Annotated in this window: 12 protein-coding genes; 6 read left to right on the forward strand and 6 right to left on the reverse strand. The window is 73.4% G+C overall.

Annotated features, from left to right (window positions below; translation table 11 throughout):
* Positions 1 to 12: 12 nt before the first annotated feature.
* From WMF31_RS09670 to WMF31_RS09680, 3 genes are all read left to right on the forward strand, one after another.
* Positions 13 to 1,605: a PGRS family protein gene (locus WMF31_RS09670; protein ID WP_436601650.1), complete on the forward strand. Its 1,593-nt coding sequence runs from the start codon at positions 13 to 15 to the stop codon at positions 1,603 to 1,605.
* Between the two features lie 401 nt (positions 1,606 to 2,006).
* Positions 2,007 to 2,381 carry a PEGA domain-containing protein gene (locus WMF31_RS09675; RefSeq protein ID WP_436601651.1) on the forward strand — a complete coding sequence of 125 codons (375 nt, stop codon included), beginning with the start codon at positions 2,007 to 2,009 and terminating at the stop codon, positions 2,379 to 2,381.
* 247 nt (positions 2,382 to 2,628) lie between these two features.
* Positions 2,629 to 3,405, forward strand: coding sequence for a PP2C family protein-serine/threonine phosphatase (locus WMF31_RS09680; protein WP_436601652.1), 777 nt, complete (start codon positions 2,629 to 2,631; stop codon positions 3,403 to 3,405).
* Positions 3,406 to 3,980: 575 nt separating this feature from the next.
* Here WMF31_RS09680 and WMF31_RS09685 read toward each other — a convergent pair.
* The 3 genes from WMF31_RS09685 to WMF31_RS09695 form a co-directional block, all read right to left on the reverse strand.
* Positions 3,981 to 4,448 carry a hypothetical protein gene (locus WMF31_RS09685; RefSeq protein WP_436601653.1) on the reverse strand — a complete coding sequence of 156 codons (468 nt, stop codon included), beginning with the start codon at positions 4,446 to 4,448 and terminating at the stop codon, positions 3,981 to 3,983.
* A gap of 274 nt (positions 4,449 to 4,722) precedes the next feature.
* Positions 4,723 to 5,865, reverse strand: coding sequence for a hexokinase family protein (locus WMF31_RS09690; RefSeq protein WP_436601654.1), 1,143 nt, complete (start codon positions 5,863 to 5,865; stop codon positions 4,723 to 4,725).
* A 135-nt stretch (positions 5,866 to 6,000) separates the two neighbouring features.
* Complete coding sequence (locus WMF31_RS09695; RefSeq protein ID WP_436601655.1) at positions 6,001 to 6,963, reverse strand: hypothetical protein; 963 nt, start codon at positions 6,961 to 6,963, stop codon at positions 6,001 to 6,003.
* Between the two features lie 156 nt (positions 6,964 to 7,119).
* Between WMF31_RS09695 and WMF31_RS09700 the strand changes: the two genes are divergently transcribed.
* On the forward strand, positions 7,120 to 7,797 hold the full coding sequence (locus WMF31_RS09700) for a hypothetical protein (protein ID WP_436601656.1): 678 nt from the start codon (positions 7,120 to 7,122) through the stop codon (positions 7,795 to 7,797).
* 468 nt (positions 7,798 to 8,265) lie between these two features.
* Here WMF31_RS09700 and WMF31_RS09705 read toward each other — a convergent pair whose 3' ends face one another.
* Both WMF31_RS09705 and WMF31_RS09710 read right to left on the reverse strand, forming a co-directional pair.
* Positions 8,266 to 8,883 carry a hypothetical protein gene (locus WMF31_RS09705; RefSeq protein ID WP_436601657.1) on the reverse strand — a complete coding sequence of 206 codons (618 nt, stop codon included), beginning with the start codon at positions 8,881 to 8,883 and terminating at the stop codon, positions 8,266 to 8,268.
* A 102-nt stretch (positions 8,884 to 8,985) separates the two neighbouring features.
* Positions 8,986 to 11,490 carry a M1 family metallopeptidase gene (locus WMF31_RS09710; protein ID WP_436601658.1) on the reverse strand — a complete coding sequence of 835 codons (2,505 nt, stop codon included), beginning with the start codon at positions 11,488 to 11,490 and terminating at the stop codon, positions 8,986 to 8,988.
* Positions 11,491 to 11,767: 277 nt separating this feature from the next.
* Between WMF31_RS09710 and WMF31_RS09715 the strand changes: the two genes are divergently transcribed.
* Together WMF31_RS09715 and WMF31_RS09720 are read left to right on the forward strand one after the other, a co-directional pair.
* Complete coding sequence (locus WMF31_RS09715) at positions 11,768 to 13,060, forward strand: hypothetical protein (RefSeq protein ID WP_436601659.1); 1,293 nt, start codon at positions 11,768 to 11,770, stop codon at positions 13,058 to 13,060.
* Positions 13,061 to 13,071: 11 nt separating this feature from the next.
* Positions 13,072 to 14,523, forward strand: a complete 1,452-nt coding sequence (locus WMF31_RS09720) for an OmpA family protein (protein ID WP_436601660.1) — start codon at positions 13,072 to 13,074, stop codon at positions 14,521 to 14,523.
* Between the two features lie 114 nt (positions 14,524 to 14,637).
* Here the strand turns inward: WMF31_RS09720 and WMF31_RS09725 are convergent, their stop codons facing one another.
* Positions 14,638 to 15,663 (reverse strand): YcaO-like family protein, encoded by a 1,026-nt coding sequence (locus tag WMF31_RS09725; RefSeq protein ID WP_436601661.1) that lies wholly within the window; start codon positions 15,661 to 15,663, stop codon positions 14,638 to 14,640.
* Positions 15,664 to 16,049 lie beyond the last annotated feature (386 nt).

The following is a 16,049-nucleotide window of genomic DNA, read 5'->3' on the forward strand; positions in this document are numbered from 1 at the left end:
AGAAGTCAGGCGATGACACGTCAAAGAATGGGCGCGCTCACGGTAACCACGGCGTTCGTCATCGGTGCCAGCGGTTGCGATGGGCTCTGGTACCACATCCAGGACGACTGCGAGCTGATGCTCACGTGCGAGCACTTCCGCCCGACGACCAGCACCAGCAGCGGCTGGCCGGCCGGGGGATGCGTGCCGAGCGAGAGCGTGGAGGGCGTGAGCGATGCGTGCGGTGTGTTCGTCGCGGCGAGCGGCGACGACCGACGCATCGGGACGAAGGCGGAGCCTGTGAAGACGCTGAGCAAGGCGATCGCGCGAGCGGCGGAGAGGGGGACCGCCGTGTACGCGTGCGCGGAGGAGTTCGCGGAGGCGGTCGAGGTGCCCGCCGGCGTGACGCTCTTCGGCGGGCTGGACTGCGCGAACGGGTGGCGATGGATCGGCGAGGAGAAGAAGACGACCGTGGCGCCGGGCGCGGACGCGATCCCGCTGAAGCTGGTGCGAGGCGAGGGCGCCGTGAGGATCGAAGACGTGTCGGCGCGCGCCGCGGACGCGCAGGCGGCCGGCGGCTCGTCGATCGCGGTGCTGGTGGATGGTGCGACGGCGGAGCTTGCGCGGTGCGAGCTGGTCGCGGGCAACGGGGCCGATGGCCCCGACGGAGAGGACGCGCCGAGCGAGGCGGCGATACAGGGACCGCGAGGAGTGGACGGAGCCAACGCGTGCAGCGATCTGGATACGTCAGGTGCACCGGATGAGACGCTGCCCGGAGGGGCTCAGGTCGAGAACGCGTGCGAGGGCGACACGCTGTCGATCGGCGGAGAAGGCGGCGACGGCAAGGTGAGCAACGGCGGCGGCGGCGATGCTGGGCAGATCGGGATCGAGGGTCAAGGCGGTGCGGGAGAGCCTGCTTCCACGACATCCATGTGGAACTGTGGTGCCATCCCGAACGATCCGAACAAAGGCGGTGGCAGTGCCGGCAGCAACGGCACCGCCGGTGAACCTGGCGTCGGGGCGAGCGGCATCGGGACGCTGAGCGCATCCGGCTACGCGGGCGTCAGCGGCGGCGCGGGCAGCGCAGGCAAGCCCGGACAGGGCGGTGGCGGCGGTGGTGGCGCGAAGGGTGGCCTCGTCTGCGCTGGCGGCATGGCGGGCGCCGGCGCCAGCGGCGGCAGTGGCGGGGCTGGCGGCTGCGGCGGGCTGCCCGGCCAAGGCGGTGGGGCCGGTGGAGCGAGCATCGCGCTGGTGAGCGTGGAGGGGACGGTGACGCTGACGGACTGCTCGCTGAAGGCGGGCAGCGGAGGCAAGGGAGGCGCCGGCGGTGACCTGCAGCCGGGCGGCGCCGGTGGCGTCGGTGGGCTAGGAGGCATGGGCGTGGGCGGCTCGAAGAACGCGTGCGCTGGCGGGCAGGGGGGTCAGGGAGGGAACGGCGGGCCCGGCGGTGGAGGTCTCGGTGGGCCGTCGCTTGCGATCGCGTTCCGGGGTGAGCCGGTGAAGCAGGAAGGCAAGACGACGCTGACGCCGGGGGCCCCGGGCGCCGGTGGTCCTGGCGGGAGCAACAACGTCGCGCTCAACGCCGGAGCTGAGGGCGTGGTGGCCGCGGAACAGGAGCTTCCGTGAGCGCTCCGGTGCAACCTCCAGCAGCGCGCGGTGGTTCGAAGGCAACCCGTGGACGGAGGGCAGCGATGAGAACGATGAGCAGCAAGGCCGCGAGCAAAGCATCCCCTCTCGTCCCGCGCGGAGCGCGAGACGTAGGACGGTCGGGCGACGCACAGGCGCACAGCCCCGAGCACCGCCGGGTCGTGGGCATCTCCCATCTCGCCTCGCCACGGTTCGGCGTCCTCGTGCTGGCCGCCGGGGTTTGGCTCGCTGGGTGCGCCGCTCGGTCCGCGGATGTCACGGCGACGCTGGCGCAGCCGTCGTCGTCCCCACAGGAACCGCCCGCGGAGAGGACGGCCCAGGGGGAGCGCACGACCTGCTGGAGAGCGGACAGCACCGAGCCAGCGCAGCGGTCCTCGTCCGTGGAGCTGACGCCCGACGACATGGCGCTGCTGGAGCAGTCCGAGAAAGCGCTGAAGGAAGCAGTGACCAGGGTCATGACGCTCAACCTGGCGACAACGCCGGAAGGCGCGCAGGTGACGGTCGATGGGTGCAAGCGGGGCCGCACGCCGTTCTCGGTTCCGGTGTTCCTGGCGCCGGGTCCGCATCGGATCCAAGCGGAGCTCGATGGGTACGTGCCGGCGCAGCTTGTCATCAAGGCGAAGGCGGGGGAGACGCTGGAGCTGACGATGCATCTGCTGCGTCCGTCGCACACGGAGGTGCCCGCCACGATGAACGCACCGGTGAAGGAGGCGTCGCCTGCGGCGAGCCACGCCGCCGCGGAGTCGGAGCGTTGATGGAGTGAGCGCGCAGCCTCAAGGCGTCGAGGCTGCGCGCGTGAGACGAGGCGAAGGCGCGCGAGAGCAGCTCGAGCGCGGCGAGTGATTGAGGCGAGAACGCGCGCCGCCCTGACGGCGGAGCGGTAACGACGCAGCGAAGGCCGCGCGCGGCGCGGCCTGATCACATCGAGGAGAACGCGCGCCGGTGATGTCAGCGCGCCATGGCTCGGCTCGTCCTGACGACGAGCGCGCGAGGAGGACGATCGTGTATCCACAGGTCGCCATCGAGGCGGCAGCGCACTCGGGCGTGGGCCGGCGACGGAGCCACAACGACGACAGCTTGGCGGCGCTGCCGTGCCTCGGGCTGTTCATGGTGGCCGATGGGCTGGGCGGCAACGCGGCCGGCGAGGTGGCGTCGCGCATGGCCATCGAGGTCGTCAAGAGCTGCTTCGAAGTGGACGAGGAGATCGAGGAGACGTGGCCGTACGGCACAGCGACGCCGCACGACCGGGACGAGGTGAGGCTCGTGCTGAGCGTGCGGAGGGCGAACCGGGCGATCTACGAAGCCAGCCAGCGGCAAGAGCACACGCGTGAAATGGCGACGACCTTCGCTGGCGTGCTTCTCGGGCTCGGGATGGCGTACATCGCGCACGTGGGCGACTCGCGGGTCTACCGGATGCGCGGCGGCAAGCTGGAGCGGCTGACGCGGGATCACACGCTGCTAGAAGAGCTGCTCTACGATGGCGATGGTGTGCGGGAGGCGGTCGAGGCGTTGAGCGACCGGGCGAACGCGGTGACACGGGCGCTGGGGTGTGACGAGAACGTCGAGATCGAGTCGCGGGTGGAGCCGACGGCACCAGGAGACATCTTCCTCGTGTGCTCAGACGGGCTGTGGGGCCCGGTGCCCGAGGGGCGTATCGCGGGGGTGCTCGGGAGCCACCGCGACCTGAGCCTGGCGGCGAGCCTGCTCGTCGACCTCGCGAACGAGCACGGCGAGCCGGACAACGTGACGTGCGTGCTGGCGCGCCTGGGAGGCGGATGACGTGCGCAGCGGTGCCGTGCTGTTGCGGGTGGAGCTGTCGATCGGGGGCGGCGAGATGCAGCGCGTCGAGCGGGGCGCGGTCCGCGCGGCCGCTGAAACCCTCATCCCCCCGATGGCGTTCCCATCGCTCTGGTTTGCCGTTTCATCCGGATCATTTCCGGCGTCGTTGCTCGATGCATGCACGGAGTTGAAGTCAGTGAGCGACCACGGTGGCATTGGCATGATGGAGTCGCCGGATACGTCGATTGGCAGCCGATGTGGGCAGGCTGCTCATGACTGGGCTCGACGGTTTCCGGGAGGCGGAATCCTCTGCAAGCCACTCGACTTGGCTCCAAGAAGGCAGATGGGATGCGGAGAGTATCCAGGGCATCGACCGGGCGCCGCGCGGCGCGCGCGGCCTCCTCGGACCGGGCCCTCCTCGAGGCCGGCCCCGGCCCGCCCCCCCCGCAGCGCGCCGGACGCGCTCGCCCTCCGCCCGTGAGCGCCCTCCGCCCGTGAGCGCCCCCCGCCCGTGAGCGCCCTCCGCCCGTGAGCGCCCCCCGCCCGTGAGCGCCCCCCGCCCCCGAGCGCCCTCCTCAGCCGGCGCCCAGCCGCGGCCGCAGGTTCCGCGCGCGCAGGAACGGCTCGAGGTCGTCCACGATGTCGATCGGCACGCGCGCCAGGCTCATCGCCGCGGCGATCGTCTGGATGCCCATGCGCCCGAGCTTGTTCATCTCCGGGGGCGGCCGGATGACGATGTGCTCGATCCGGTCGCGCACGTTCAGCCCCCACTGCGTCAGGATCACGCGCGCCTCGCTCTCGTACCGCACCATGAGCGCCATGTCGTAGAGGAAGAAGGCCCGCTCGTCCGGGCGCATGACGCCCACGAGCCGCTGGTAGGCGTCGTGCGAGATGAACCGCGCGATGTCGCCCGTCGTCACCGTCTCCCGCAGGAGCTGCACCAGCATGCCGGCCGGCTGCGTGAGCCACACGCCGACGCTGCCGCTGCCGTCGACCAGGTGCGGCTGCCTCTGGAACGCGAGTCTGCGAGTGGTCGTGCTCATCTCCCCCGACACGTTAGCCATTCTGGCTCGAGAAACCCGCTCGTGACGACCGGACGGGGGCGGAAGCCCGCCGCGACGGCGCGCCTCACCGGCCGGACCCCTCCCGCGCCCTCCGCGCGGCGCGGCGCGGAGGGGGAAAGCGAGCATGTCCTGGAGAACTGTTCTTCAACCACCAGGGATTGCCCTCCGGGCCAGGGTGGCCGGGCGCGCGGAGCGTCGTGCAAGGGAGGTCGCGGGGGAGGAAGGCCGGCGCGCGCGGCGCCAGCGGGCTCGGTCAGGCGAACAGCGCCGCGCAGGCCGAGCCGATCAGGTTGACGTGGTCGAGCCGCGTGATCCGGGGCTCGACGCGCGCGCCGACGAGGGCGCGCAGCGTGTCGTGCACGCGCGGCGCGTAGCGCGGATCGCCCCAGAAGAGGCTGCCCTCGGCGAGGACGCCGACCCCGGCGGGGCCCTCGAGCACGTCGACGACCGCCGCGAGCGCCGCCGCGACGAGGTCCGCCGAGCGCTGGAGCAGCTCGCCCGCGACCTTCCGCGCCCCGTCCGGGCCCTGCTCCCGGAGCGCCACGAGATCCGCCGCGCTCGCGAGGGGCGCGTGATCGGGGCACAGCCGCGCGAACAGCCGCGGCAGGTAGGCCCCGGAGACCGCCTTCTCGAAGCGCTGGGCCCCCGGGTTCTCCGAGGCCGCGTCGAGCTCCGCGTCGACCGGCCGGAGGTGCGGAGGGTTGTAGTTCCCGTTCTCGAGGTTGATCGCCATCGGCGCGACGAAGTGCCCCGTCTTGAGCTTCGGGATCCGGCTCGCGGGCAGGAACGTGGCCATGTTGGTCCCCGTCCCGACGATCAGCCCGATGAACGCCGCGGGCTGCGCCCCGCCGTGCGCGAACGCGCCGCCGAGCAGGCTCGCCACCGTGTCGTTCAGCACCCGGACCGGCCCCGGCCGGAGCCTGCGCGCGGCGAGGGCCCGGCCGAGCCGCTCGCCCACGCAGGTGCCCTCGACCCCCGGGATCTGGATGCCCTTGGTCCAGCGGAGCAGCCGCGCATCGAGCGACGGCAGCGTCTCCGACGGGTACGAGAAGCAGTACCCCACCGGCAGGCCGTGCACGGCGCCGAGGCGCTCGACGACCTCGGCCTGCACCTCGAAGAAGGCGTCGCCCGCGATCTCCGGCCCGCCCGGGAACCTCGCCGACTCGGGCCCGGCGACGATCCGCGACGCGCCGCCCGGCATGAGCTCCACGATGGCGGCGCGCAGGTTCGTGCCGCCGGCGTCGACCACCACGGCGCGCCCCGTCATCCCGGCCGGCGGCGGCGCGAGGTAGGCGGGGAGCGCCGCGATCTCGGTGCCCGGCGTGGAGAGGCCGAAGACGATGCGCGCCGCGAGGGTGCGGCGGATGTCCTGCAGCTCGGTGAGCGAGAGGTTCATCGGCGGAATGCTTACCCTCGGGTCCTGGAGAAGGAAACTTCTTTGCACGTCGGGGCGCGAGCGTGCTTGACGCCGGCCACGCTCGATCGGTCGGGGGTGCGCCGGGCCGCGGGGATTGCGCTCCGCGTCACCTGGTCACTGTGCCGGAGAGCGGTTGTGGTCCACACCGAAGACGATGGGATACACGACCGTCGCGACGCTCTTGCGGTCCGCGAGGGCGGGGAACCGGAGCCCGCGGAAGACCCCGAGCACGCAGTCGACCACCCCCTCGTCGCGGAGCGGCGGGGCCGGCGACGACGGCGGCGTCGCGCCGGGCGAGGGGAGCGCGATCAGGAGCGGCGCGTCCGCGGCGGGGCGGTCGGCGTCGCCCGCGTACGTGACCCTCCCGTCGCGGTCGACGACGAGGTGCACGGGAATCCGCCCCTCGAGCCGGGGGTCCCGGCGAAGGCCCTTCTCGTAGCAGGCGCGCATCGGCGCGAAGTTCTCGTGGACGACGCGCCGCACGACGTGGGGCGGGATATGGGCTTTGCCCTGGATCGGCTCGTACGGGTCGCTCTTGCAGCGGCCGGCCACGCTCCTCACGACCTTCGCGTCGCGATCGAGCTCCCGCTCCAGCCTGGCGCGCCCGAGGCTGGCCTTCTTGATGTCGCGCGCCTCGAGGGTCGCCCGGAGCTCGCGGACCGCGGCGCCGGTCCGGGCGAAGCTCTCCCGGAGGTCCCGGGCCCTCTCCGCGAGCTCCGGATCGGACGCGCGGACCGCGGTCGCCCTGGCCCACAGGTCGAGCCGGTCCGCGATCCTGCGCAGCGCGTCCGGCGGCGTGCTCAGGTCGGACTCGCGGAGCACCTCGATCATCCGCGAGGCCTTCTGCACCTCCGGCGCGAGCGCCGCGCAGTCCGCGTCGGTCGAGCGCAGGGCCGCCGCGGCCGAGCCCGTGGCGGCGCGCTCCTCTCCGGCCGGCCGGGCCGGGCGCCGCTCGTGCGGGGCGGCGCTCCTGATCTCCGTGGTGGGGCGGGCGGCGTGGGCCGGCTCCGTCCCCGGCGCCGCCCCGCAGCCCAGCAGGACGTGAGCGCCGACGAGGACGAGCAGCGCGCTTCGCATCGGTTCCTCCGAGGGGGTACGACGTCGGGCGTGACGTTTCGCTACAGTACACCGCCCTGAGCAGCGCCAGAACACGAAAGGGCGCGGCAGGACATCCGCCTGCAGGATGATAGCCTGGCTCTCCAGGGCGTCGGAGAGGCGCGCGAGAGTGAAGACGTGAGCAAGCGCGAGAAGCACGGCCGGGGAGGCGGTGACAGGGACGATCGCCTGCGGGGCGGGGGGGAGCTCGCCGAGGCGGCGCGGGCGCTCGAGCGCGAGCTCCACGCCTTCGAGGGGATCGCGGAGGCGGTGCGGAGGATGTCGCTCGATACGCGCAAGGGCATCGAGCGCGCCGCCAGGGCGACGACCGAGGCCGCCGGGGCGCAGCAGCGGGTGAGCGCGGCGCTCGGGGCGCTCATCGCGGCCATCACGGCGGCGCGCGACCGCCACGAGGCGACGGCGGCGGCGCTCGCGGCGCGCGGCGAGGAGATCCGGGGCCGGGCGGAGCAGCTCGGCGCGCTGTTCCAGCGCTTCGCGGCGCTCGGCGAGGAGGGGCGGCGCATCAACCAGCTCGTGCAGGACATCGCGGCGCGGCAGCGCGAGGCGGCGGCGCCCGAGCAGATCGCCGCGGTCGTGGCGGCGATGGACGAGGTGGAGGGGCGCATGACGCGCCTCGCCGACGAGGCGCGCGCGCTGGCTCACGCGGCGAGCGCCGCCGGCTTCGTCGACCTCGCCGAGCAGGCCGACGGGATGCGGCAGCAGGTCACGGCGATGCGGAACAAGATGGGGCTCCTGCGCAAGGGGGTGGCGGCGCGCCTCGGCACGACGGGGCCAGCCGGAGGGGCGCGGGGCTGAGGAGCCGGGGCCGATGGCGCGTGGGGCGGCCGCCGGGGAGGCGCGACCCGGCCGCCGACCCATCTGGCCCAGCCTGGAGCGCCGAGCAGGTTGAACCCACGAGGAAAGGAGAGGGATTTGAACCGCGGAGGCGCAGAGGGCACAGAGAGGAGAGTTCTCTTGCTCTCTCTCCTCTGTGTCCTCTGCGCCTCTGTGGTTATGGGTCTGAGTTCAACCCGGATTGTCACTGCTGCGGAAAGTTGCCCCGGACCAGCAGAAGAACCACCATGGCGCCAACGACGCCAAGAAGAGAGGGGAACGGTTGTCCCCCCATTTCCCCCTTCTACTTCCCTGGTTTCCTGGCGCCCTTGGCGTCATGGCGGTTTGTCTCTCGGCCCGACTTCCCGCAGTAGCGTCAGCGGCGCGACGCGCGCCGTCCTCGTACAGCACGCGGTCGAGGTGGCCGGTGATGCGCCGGAGCTGCGCCCGTCAGCCGTCGCGCGGCTCGCGGCACAGCGTGAAGTAGTGGTCGAGCGCCTTCTCCCCCTTGAACGCCGCGCCGATCGACACGTCCTTCGAGACCCTGCGCATGAAATCGCGTGTCCCGGCGTAAACGACGGACTGGAGACCCTGGCTGTTCGGCACGACTTTCGGCCAGCCGTCGGGCACCGGGCCGTCCGGGACCTGGAAGTAATCGATCACGATCGCGCCGCGCTCCTGCCACGCGGCGTTGCCCGCCGTCGGCACCGCGACGAAGTAGCCCGGGCCGATCCACGCGCGCGTGAGCCCCTCGTTGTAACCGAAGAGGCGGGCGCTCCCGTCCTCCGGGGCGGCAAACCGCTTCTCGAAGACGCGGAGCGGCGGGGGGAGGGGCAGGCTGTTCCTCCCCTTGTGATGAACGGCCACGCGGGGCGGGGTGCCGCCCGGGACGAAGAAGTCGAGCGTGAGCGGTGGTGATGCGCTGGCGGCGTTGTAAAGCGCCCGCTGAACCGCGCGCGTCGTGATGGACAGGGCGCGCAGGCGCTCCTCGTGCGTCAGCCCGTCGAGGTACTCCGCGACGCGGGCGACTGGGGCGCCCTGGCGAACAAGGTCATTGAGCTCCGGCATGGGCCGGAGAGCATAGCAGCGGCGCCCGGCCCCGGCGCAGGCGGTCCGCCTCGCGGGAGCGCGAGGCGGACCGGACATGCGCGATGCCGGGGCAGGGGAGCCTCAGCCGCACGCCGCGGGAGCGCGCAGCAGGGCCGCGGCGCGATCCGAGAGGGCTGCTCCCTCGAGCGCCGCGGTGAACCGGCCCCAGGCTCCCTTGTCATCGCCCGTCAGCTCGAACGCCGCGCAGACGGCCGCGGCGTGGACCGCGCGGGTCTCCCGGGCGCGGAGCACCCGGAGCAGCCCCTTGAGCGCGCCCGCGTTCTCCGCCGCGGTGGGCGCGGCGGACGCCACCACCGCGTGGAGGTCCGCGCGCAGGATCTCGGAGACATCGGTCTCGTCGAGCACGCGGGCGAAGAAGGCGCGCCACGCGGGCAGCTCGGCCGGCGCGACCCCGCCCAGGTAGGTCGTGAGGTGCTCGATCGCGAGCAGGCGCGCCCGCACCGAGCCCGACGTCAGCGCGACCTGCCCCCACGCGCGGAGCGCCCTCGCGGCCGGCAACCGGAACTTCGACAGGAGATGGAGCCGCTCGCCGGAGAGCTCGCCGGACGGCAGCCCGGCCTCGAGCGCGGCCCACTCGTCCGCGAACAGGTCCTCGGGCGAGACGACGGCGCCGCACGCCGCGTAGCTGCCGACGTAATCGAGCCCGTAGCTGGGCGGCGCCTCCGCGAAGAGGCCGGCGAGCACGCTCGCCCACGCGTCGCGGAGCGCGGGATCGAGGTCGTCCGCGCCCGCGGCCTCGCACGCCTCCGCGACGGCCACGCCCCGGGCCGCCCCGGCGTCGAGCCCCTCGACGAACGCCTCGAACCGCTCGGGCCCGACCCCCTCCGGCAGCCCGTCCTTCAGCGCGGCGAGCTGGTGCGCGCCGCCGAGCTCGAGGAAGCGCGGGATCGCCTCCGGGACCCTCGGCGCGCGCAGCGGCGCGACGTGGGCGAGGTAGCCCTCGAGATCGTCCACCGCGCTCAGGAAGAGCGCCTCGGGGTGGCGATCCTGCGGATCGACGACGAGCAGATCGGAGGGCGCCCCGGGCGCGAGCTCGACGCGCTCGCCGGGCGCGAGCGTCATGGCGCGGGTCGCGCCGTCCGCGGCCACCCAGGCGACGTCGAGGGGCGCGACGAGGGCGCCCTCCGGGTCGCGCAGCGTCACGAACGCCCCGCCCGAGGGCGCGGGGTCGACCTCGAGCGACGGCAGCGCCCTGGCCACGACGGCGCGCCGCGCGCGGGCCGTCGCGTCCGGGCCGAGCGCCGGCGCGAACGCGTCGAGGAACGCGTCGGTCCCGAGGCTGCCGAAGCGGTGCTCCTCGAGCACGCCGCGGAGCGTCGACCAGAAGGCGTCCTCGCCGACGAGGCTGCGGATCTGGGTGAGCACCCAGGCGGCGCGGCCGTACGGGCCGCTCGTGTACTTCTCGCCCGGATCGAGCGACACGTCGCGCACGGCGTCGCCGTCCGCGGCGGCGAGCTCGTCGCCGTTCAGCGTCCCCGCGCCGCTCTCGTCCGTGTAGGCGCGCGCGCCCTCGTTCTCGAGCAGCGTCGCCATGCCCTCCTTGATCCAGAGATCGTCCCAGCTCTCGACCGTCACCAGATCGCCGAACCACTGGTGCGCGAGCTCGTGCGTCGTGAGCAGGAGATCCGAGGCGAGCGCCGGCTGCGTGCTCCGCTCCTCGCGCTGGAAGCTGATGCTCGCGTGCTCGACGCCGCCCACCGAGAAATCGGGCAGGAGCACGAGCGCGTATTTCTCGAACGGGTACGGCACGAGCAGCTCCTCGAAGCGACCGATGGCGCGCTCGATCTCCCCCAGCACCTTGCCGTAGTCGCCCGGCAGCCCGCGGCGGCGCCAGACGGCGATGGGCAGATCGCCCTTCGCCCCGCGCTCGACCTCGAAATCGCCGATGGCGAACGCCATGAGGTACGTCGGCAGCGGGTACGCGGTCTCGTACCGGATGAGGCGGCCCGAGGCCCCGAGGTCCTCCTCGCCGACGAGATCGCCGTTCGCGATCATCGCCTCGCCGCCGTCGACGCGCATGGCGATCGAGAAGATGGCGCGGTCCGAGGGCGTGTTGTGGCACGGCATCCACCGCGACGCCCCGAGCGGCTCCGAGATCGTGTAGACCGCGCGCACGGCGACCGGGTCGCCCTTGCGCGCCGGGACCGCGCGGAGCGCGTCGCCCGCGAGCGCCTCGTAGTCGATCTCGACGGCGATCGCCCCGCCGTCCGCCGCCTCGGGCACGCCCGACAGATCGATCGCGAGCGCCTCGTGCGCCCGGTGGAACGTGTGCGGGAGCGCGCCGCCGCCCCGCTGCCGGACCCCCTTCACCTCGGCGACGGCGCTGTCGAGGACGACGGTGCGCGGCCCTTCGCCGGTGATCGAGAGGGTGAGATCCAGCGTCGCCACGAGGCGCTCTCGCTCCCAGTCGAACTCGCCCCGGAGGTCGTAGCGCGCGACGTCGAACTCGCTCCCGAACGGCGCGCCCGGGTCTTCACCCGAGCACGCCGTGGCGAGCAGTCCAGGCAGCAGCAGGCAGGCCACCCGGAGCGCTCCGGGGCGGCGATGGTGAACGGTGCGGTGCATCCGGTTTCCTCGGAAGATGGGTTGGCATTCACGCCGTGAAGGACTTCAGCAGACAGCGCTCGTCCCGGGCCGGCGCGGCCACGGGCCGGCGCCGGGCGTGTAACTGACCTATGGACAGTTACGAGAAACCGGGCGCGCGGCCAAGCGACGCGGTGGCCTCGGGCATCGAGCGGGCGGGGCGCGCGAGGTGCCGCGGGCGCGCACCCTTGCGCACCGTCTGCGCAGAATGCCTTTCATTTGCAAGGGTTACGGCGACCTGTGCGAGGATGCTCGCGCCATGACACATCACACAGATGGGTGGGTGCGGCGGCGCGCGTGGAGCGCGCCGCTGGCTGTGGGCGCGGCGCTCGCCGTCGTGCTCGGGCCGACGAGCTCGGCCGCGCAGACGTGGACCGGCGGGCGGAAGACGCCGGTGCTCGACGAGATCGTCGCCATTGACAGGACGGGTGAGCCGCGCTGGCCGTTCGGCGACGAGGACGTGGCCGGGGACGGCGCCGCGCGCTTCGAGCAGCCGGAGCGGTCGATCGATTTTCGCACGGCCTATGCGGTGGCCGACGCCGGACGGCTCTGGGCGCGCGCCTACGTGTCGGAGACGGCCGCGATCAGCGGCGCCGTCACGCTCTACGTGTTCATCGACGCCGACAGGAACCGGGGGACCGGGGGCACGGCCGAGGCGACGGAGATCGATCCGAATTTCACGATCGACAGCTCGCCGGGCGGCTATGAAGTCGTGCTCGGCGTGAAGGGCGACGGCACGCTCGCGGGCGTCTGGGCCTTCGGGGCGTCCGGGGATTACGAGCGCCTCACGGTGCCGGCGGAGCAGGTCGCGACCGAGGTGGGGACGGACGTCGACCCCGTGCTGATCAACGAGGCGGTGCGCGGGTATGCGCAGGGCGCCATCGATCTCGGGGTCGTGGGCGTCACCGCGGCGTGCGACGCGAATCTTTATTTCCGGTCGGTGAGCGGCACGGCGGGCCTCGGCCCGGGCGATCTCGACATCGGCATCTCCGCGCCGTGCGTGCCCGGCGACGCGGACTCCGACCGCGTGCCCGACGTGATCGTCCCGCCCTCGGGGTGCACGTGGGACGGCGATTGCGCGGGCCGCGGCGTCTGCGTCGACCGCGCCTGCGTGCTGCCCGTGTCGTGCGTGGAGGACACCGACTGCGACGCGGACGAGGAGTGCTCGCCGGACTGGCGGTGCGTCCCGGTGCCCACGGGCACCTGCACGACGAACGCGGAGTGCGACGGCCTCGTCTGCGCGAACGGGCGGTGCGGCCCGTGCGCGCCGGGCGGCGCCGAGTGCGGTCCGGACGCGCGCTGCGCGCCGACGGGCGTCTGCGTCGAGGGCGCGGCGTCGGGCGGCGCGGGATCGGGCGGCCCGGGATCGAGTGGCGCGGGAGGGCCGGACGGCCCCTGGCTGGAGCCGGGCGACGAGGTCCGCGGCGGCGCCTGCGCCTGCGCCGCGGGGCCGGCGCCGTACGGAGGGGGCGCCCTCTCGCTGCTCGCCGCCGGCGGGCTCGCGCTCCGGTTGCGCCGGCGCCCGCGCCGCGGACACGGGACAGGTCGATGACGAGGAGACCCATGCGCGCACGGATCACCGCTGCCACCGCTTGCATCGTCCTCGCCGCCGCCACGAGCGCGGCGGCGCAGGAGAACGACATCGATATCGAGCGCTTCAAGCCGGCCGTCACGCACGACGGGTTCGTCGTGACCGAGGGCTCCGGCGTGCGCGAGCCCGCCGACCCCTGGGCGTTCGGGCTGTTCTTGAACTACGCGCGCAACCCGCTCATCGTCGCGACGGGCGACGGCGAGGTGCGGCGGGAGATCGTGAGCGGCCGCCTCGGCGCCGACCTCATCGCGTCGGTCACGCTGGCCGAGCCGTTCGCGATCGGCCTCGGCGTGCCGTTCTTCCTCGCGCAATCGGGCGAGGGGTCGCCGTCGTTCGCGGGGCTCGGCGACATCCGGATCGTGCCGAAGCTGCGCCTGCTCGACGATCGCGACTCCATCGGCCTCGGCCTGGTCGCCGAGCTGCGCGTGCCCACGCACACCGGCGATTTCTCGGGCGGCGCGCGCAACGTGGTGTTCTGGCCGCGCATCGTGCTCGATCACCGCTTCGCGCCGGGCCTCAGGTTCGGCGTGAACGCGGGCGTCGCGATCCGCGAGGGGACGCAGTACGCGAACGTCGAGGCGGCGAGCGAGCTGACCTACGCCGCGGCGCTCGGTTATCGCTTCGGCGGCATCGACGGCAAGGTCGAGATCGGCGCCGAGGCGAACGGCGGCGTGGGCCTCACCGCGGCGGACCTGGAGGAGACCCCGCTCGAGGCGCTCGGTTACGTGAAGATCAACCCGAGCGACGAGTGGGAGATCGTCGCGGGCCCGGGCATCGGCGCGCTGGCGGGGTACGGCGTCCCGATCTTCCGCGTGTTCGCGGGGGTGAAGTACACGCCGACGTCGCACGACGGCGATCACGACGGCGTCGACGACGAGCGCGACCTGTGCCCGGACGTCCCCGAGGATCGCGACGCCGACTACGACAGCGACGGCTGCCCCGAGGAGGACGCCGACGACGATCAGGACGGCGTCCCGAACGCGGACGACGCGTGCCCGAACGAGAAGGAGACGATCAACGGAGTCGAGGACGACGACGGTTGTCCTGACGAGGGCGAGCCGCGGGTGACGTACGAGGACGGCGAGCTCGTGATGCGCGACACGATCCGTTTCCAGACCGGGTCGGCGGAGCTCGAGCCGGAGTCGCGGAGGACGCTCGATCAGGTGGCGCTCGTGCTGAAGGCGCACCCGGAGGTCGAGCGGGTCCGGATCGAGGGGCACACCGACGAGACGGGGACGCGGGAGTTCAACATCGAGCTCAGCGAGCAGCGCGCGGAGACGGTCCGGAGATACCTTGTCCGGAGAGGGGTCAGCCCTGGCCGGCTCGAGACGGAGGGCTACGGGCCGGATCGTCCGATTGCGGAGGGCGACGACGAGGCGAGCCGCGCGAGGAACCGGCGCGTGGAGTTCGTGGTCGACGACTGACACGGATCCGATCGAGCGGGAGCCGCCCGGCCAAGGAGCGCCGGGGGCTCCCGCTGCCGCCGGGGCGGGCCATCCGGTGCCGGGCCTCGGCGGGACAACGCCTCGAGGCCTCGCTCAGGCCATCGGGTGGGGATCCGGGTTGATGCCGTGGGGCGCCATCGCGCGGAGGCGCGGGTTGCCGAGCCGCGCGACGCGGTGGCCGAAGTGGATCTGCTGGAAGTCGGGCCCGAGCGCCCGGACGACGCGGGAGGGGGGCGTCGTGAGATCGGGGGATGTCACCTCGACGATGGCGATGCGGAGCCCCGCGGCCGTCACGCGCCGGGTGAGCTCGGACAGCGACACCCTCTCGGGCTCCTCGATCTCGGCGGCGGTCAGCACGCCGCCCTCGCCGAGGAAGGCGAAGGCCGTGGCGCGGCTCGGAGGGACGTAATAGGCGGCGTGATCCGCGCGTGTGCGCACGTCCTCCGGCCGCTCGGGGATCGCGCGCTCGTCGCCGGTCATGCGCCGGAGGACGCGGGGGCCTGCCTGGCCCTGCGCCAGGATGGCCCTCTCGATCGCCTCGTGCGGGCTCAGGTGGGCGGCGAGCGAGACCACGGCGCCGGGCCAGCGCTCGCCGTCGCCGTACCCGACGCACAGGATCGTGGGGACCGCGATGCCCGCCTCGAGGAGATAGAGCTCGATCCGGGCGCCCTGCTCCGCGAGCTGCCGGGCGATCTCGTACACCTCGGGGTCGAGCGTGTCGTCGGGGAGGATCCGCCGCCCGGGGCGGCGCGCGAGCCACGAGATCATGAAGGCGTCACGCGCGATGAGCTCGAGCGCGGCCGCCATCGACGCGCCGTCGAGCGCCTCGCCCGCCGCGAGCCCGCTCGAGGTCACCTGGCAGAAGCGGGCCTCGGGGCCGGTGCGGTGGTCGGGGCAGGCCGGGAGCGCGGGGACGCGGACAGGCGCGCCGGTGTCGAGCCAGCGCCCGAGCGCCCACGCGATCGGCGTGGCCGGATCGAGCGGCGCATAGGGGAACCCGGGGCTCCCGTACTGCGCCTCGTCGTAGAGACAGAGTCGCTCCGGCGCGATGAAGTCGCCCGTCATCCCGGCGAGCGGGGCGCGGAGGAGCTCCTCTTTCCTGGGCGGCTGGGTGGACACGCGAGCTCTCCGGGAAGGGGCGGCGCGCCGGCTCCGGGGCCGCGTCGCACGCCACCTTCGGTCATGGGGTTTCGTTCCCGGCGCTGCTCCGCGCGGCGCGCCGATTCGACCTCTCGGACTCCGGGCTAGCTGCAGCCGCGACGGCCGCGGCGGCGACGACAGCGGCGGCCGGCCGGACTCGCGATCTCCGGTGCCTCCAGCCTCGTGGCCAGATCGTCGATGGCAGCGCGGAGCTCCTTCACCGTCACGTCCAGCTCCCTGGCCGCTCCCCTGTTCGAATCACTCCTTGCTGAGCCTCCCATGCCCAGGTGGTGCGCGCAAAGGCTCTTCGTCATTCAGCGGTTTGCATCCTGCGAGCGCCGACCCCCGAATCGCCCATCATGGTG

It is taken from the genome of Sorangium sp. So ce1036, from assembly GCF_051369805.1.
In the GTDB taxonomy this organism is placed as follows: Bacteria; Myxococcota_A; Polyangia; order Polyangiales; family Polyangiaceae; genus Sorangium; species Sorangium cellulosum_F.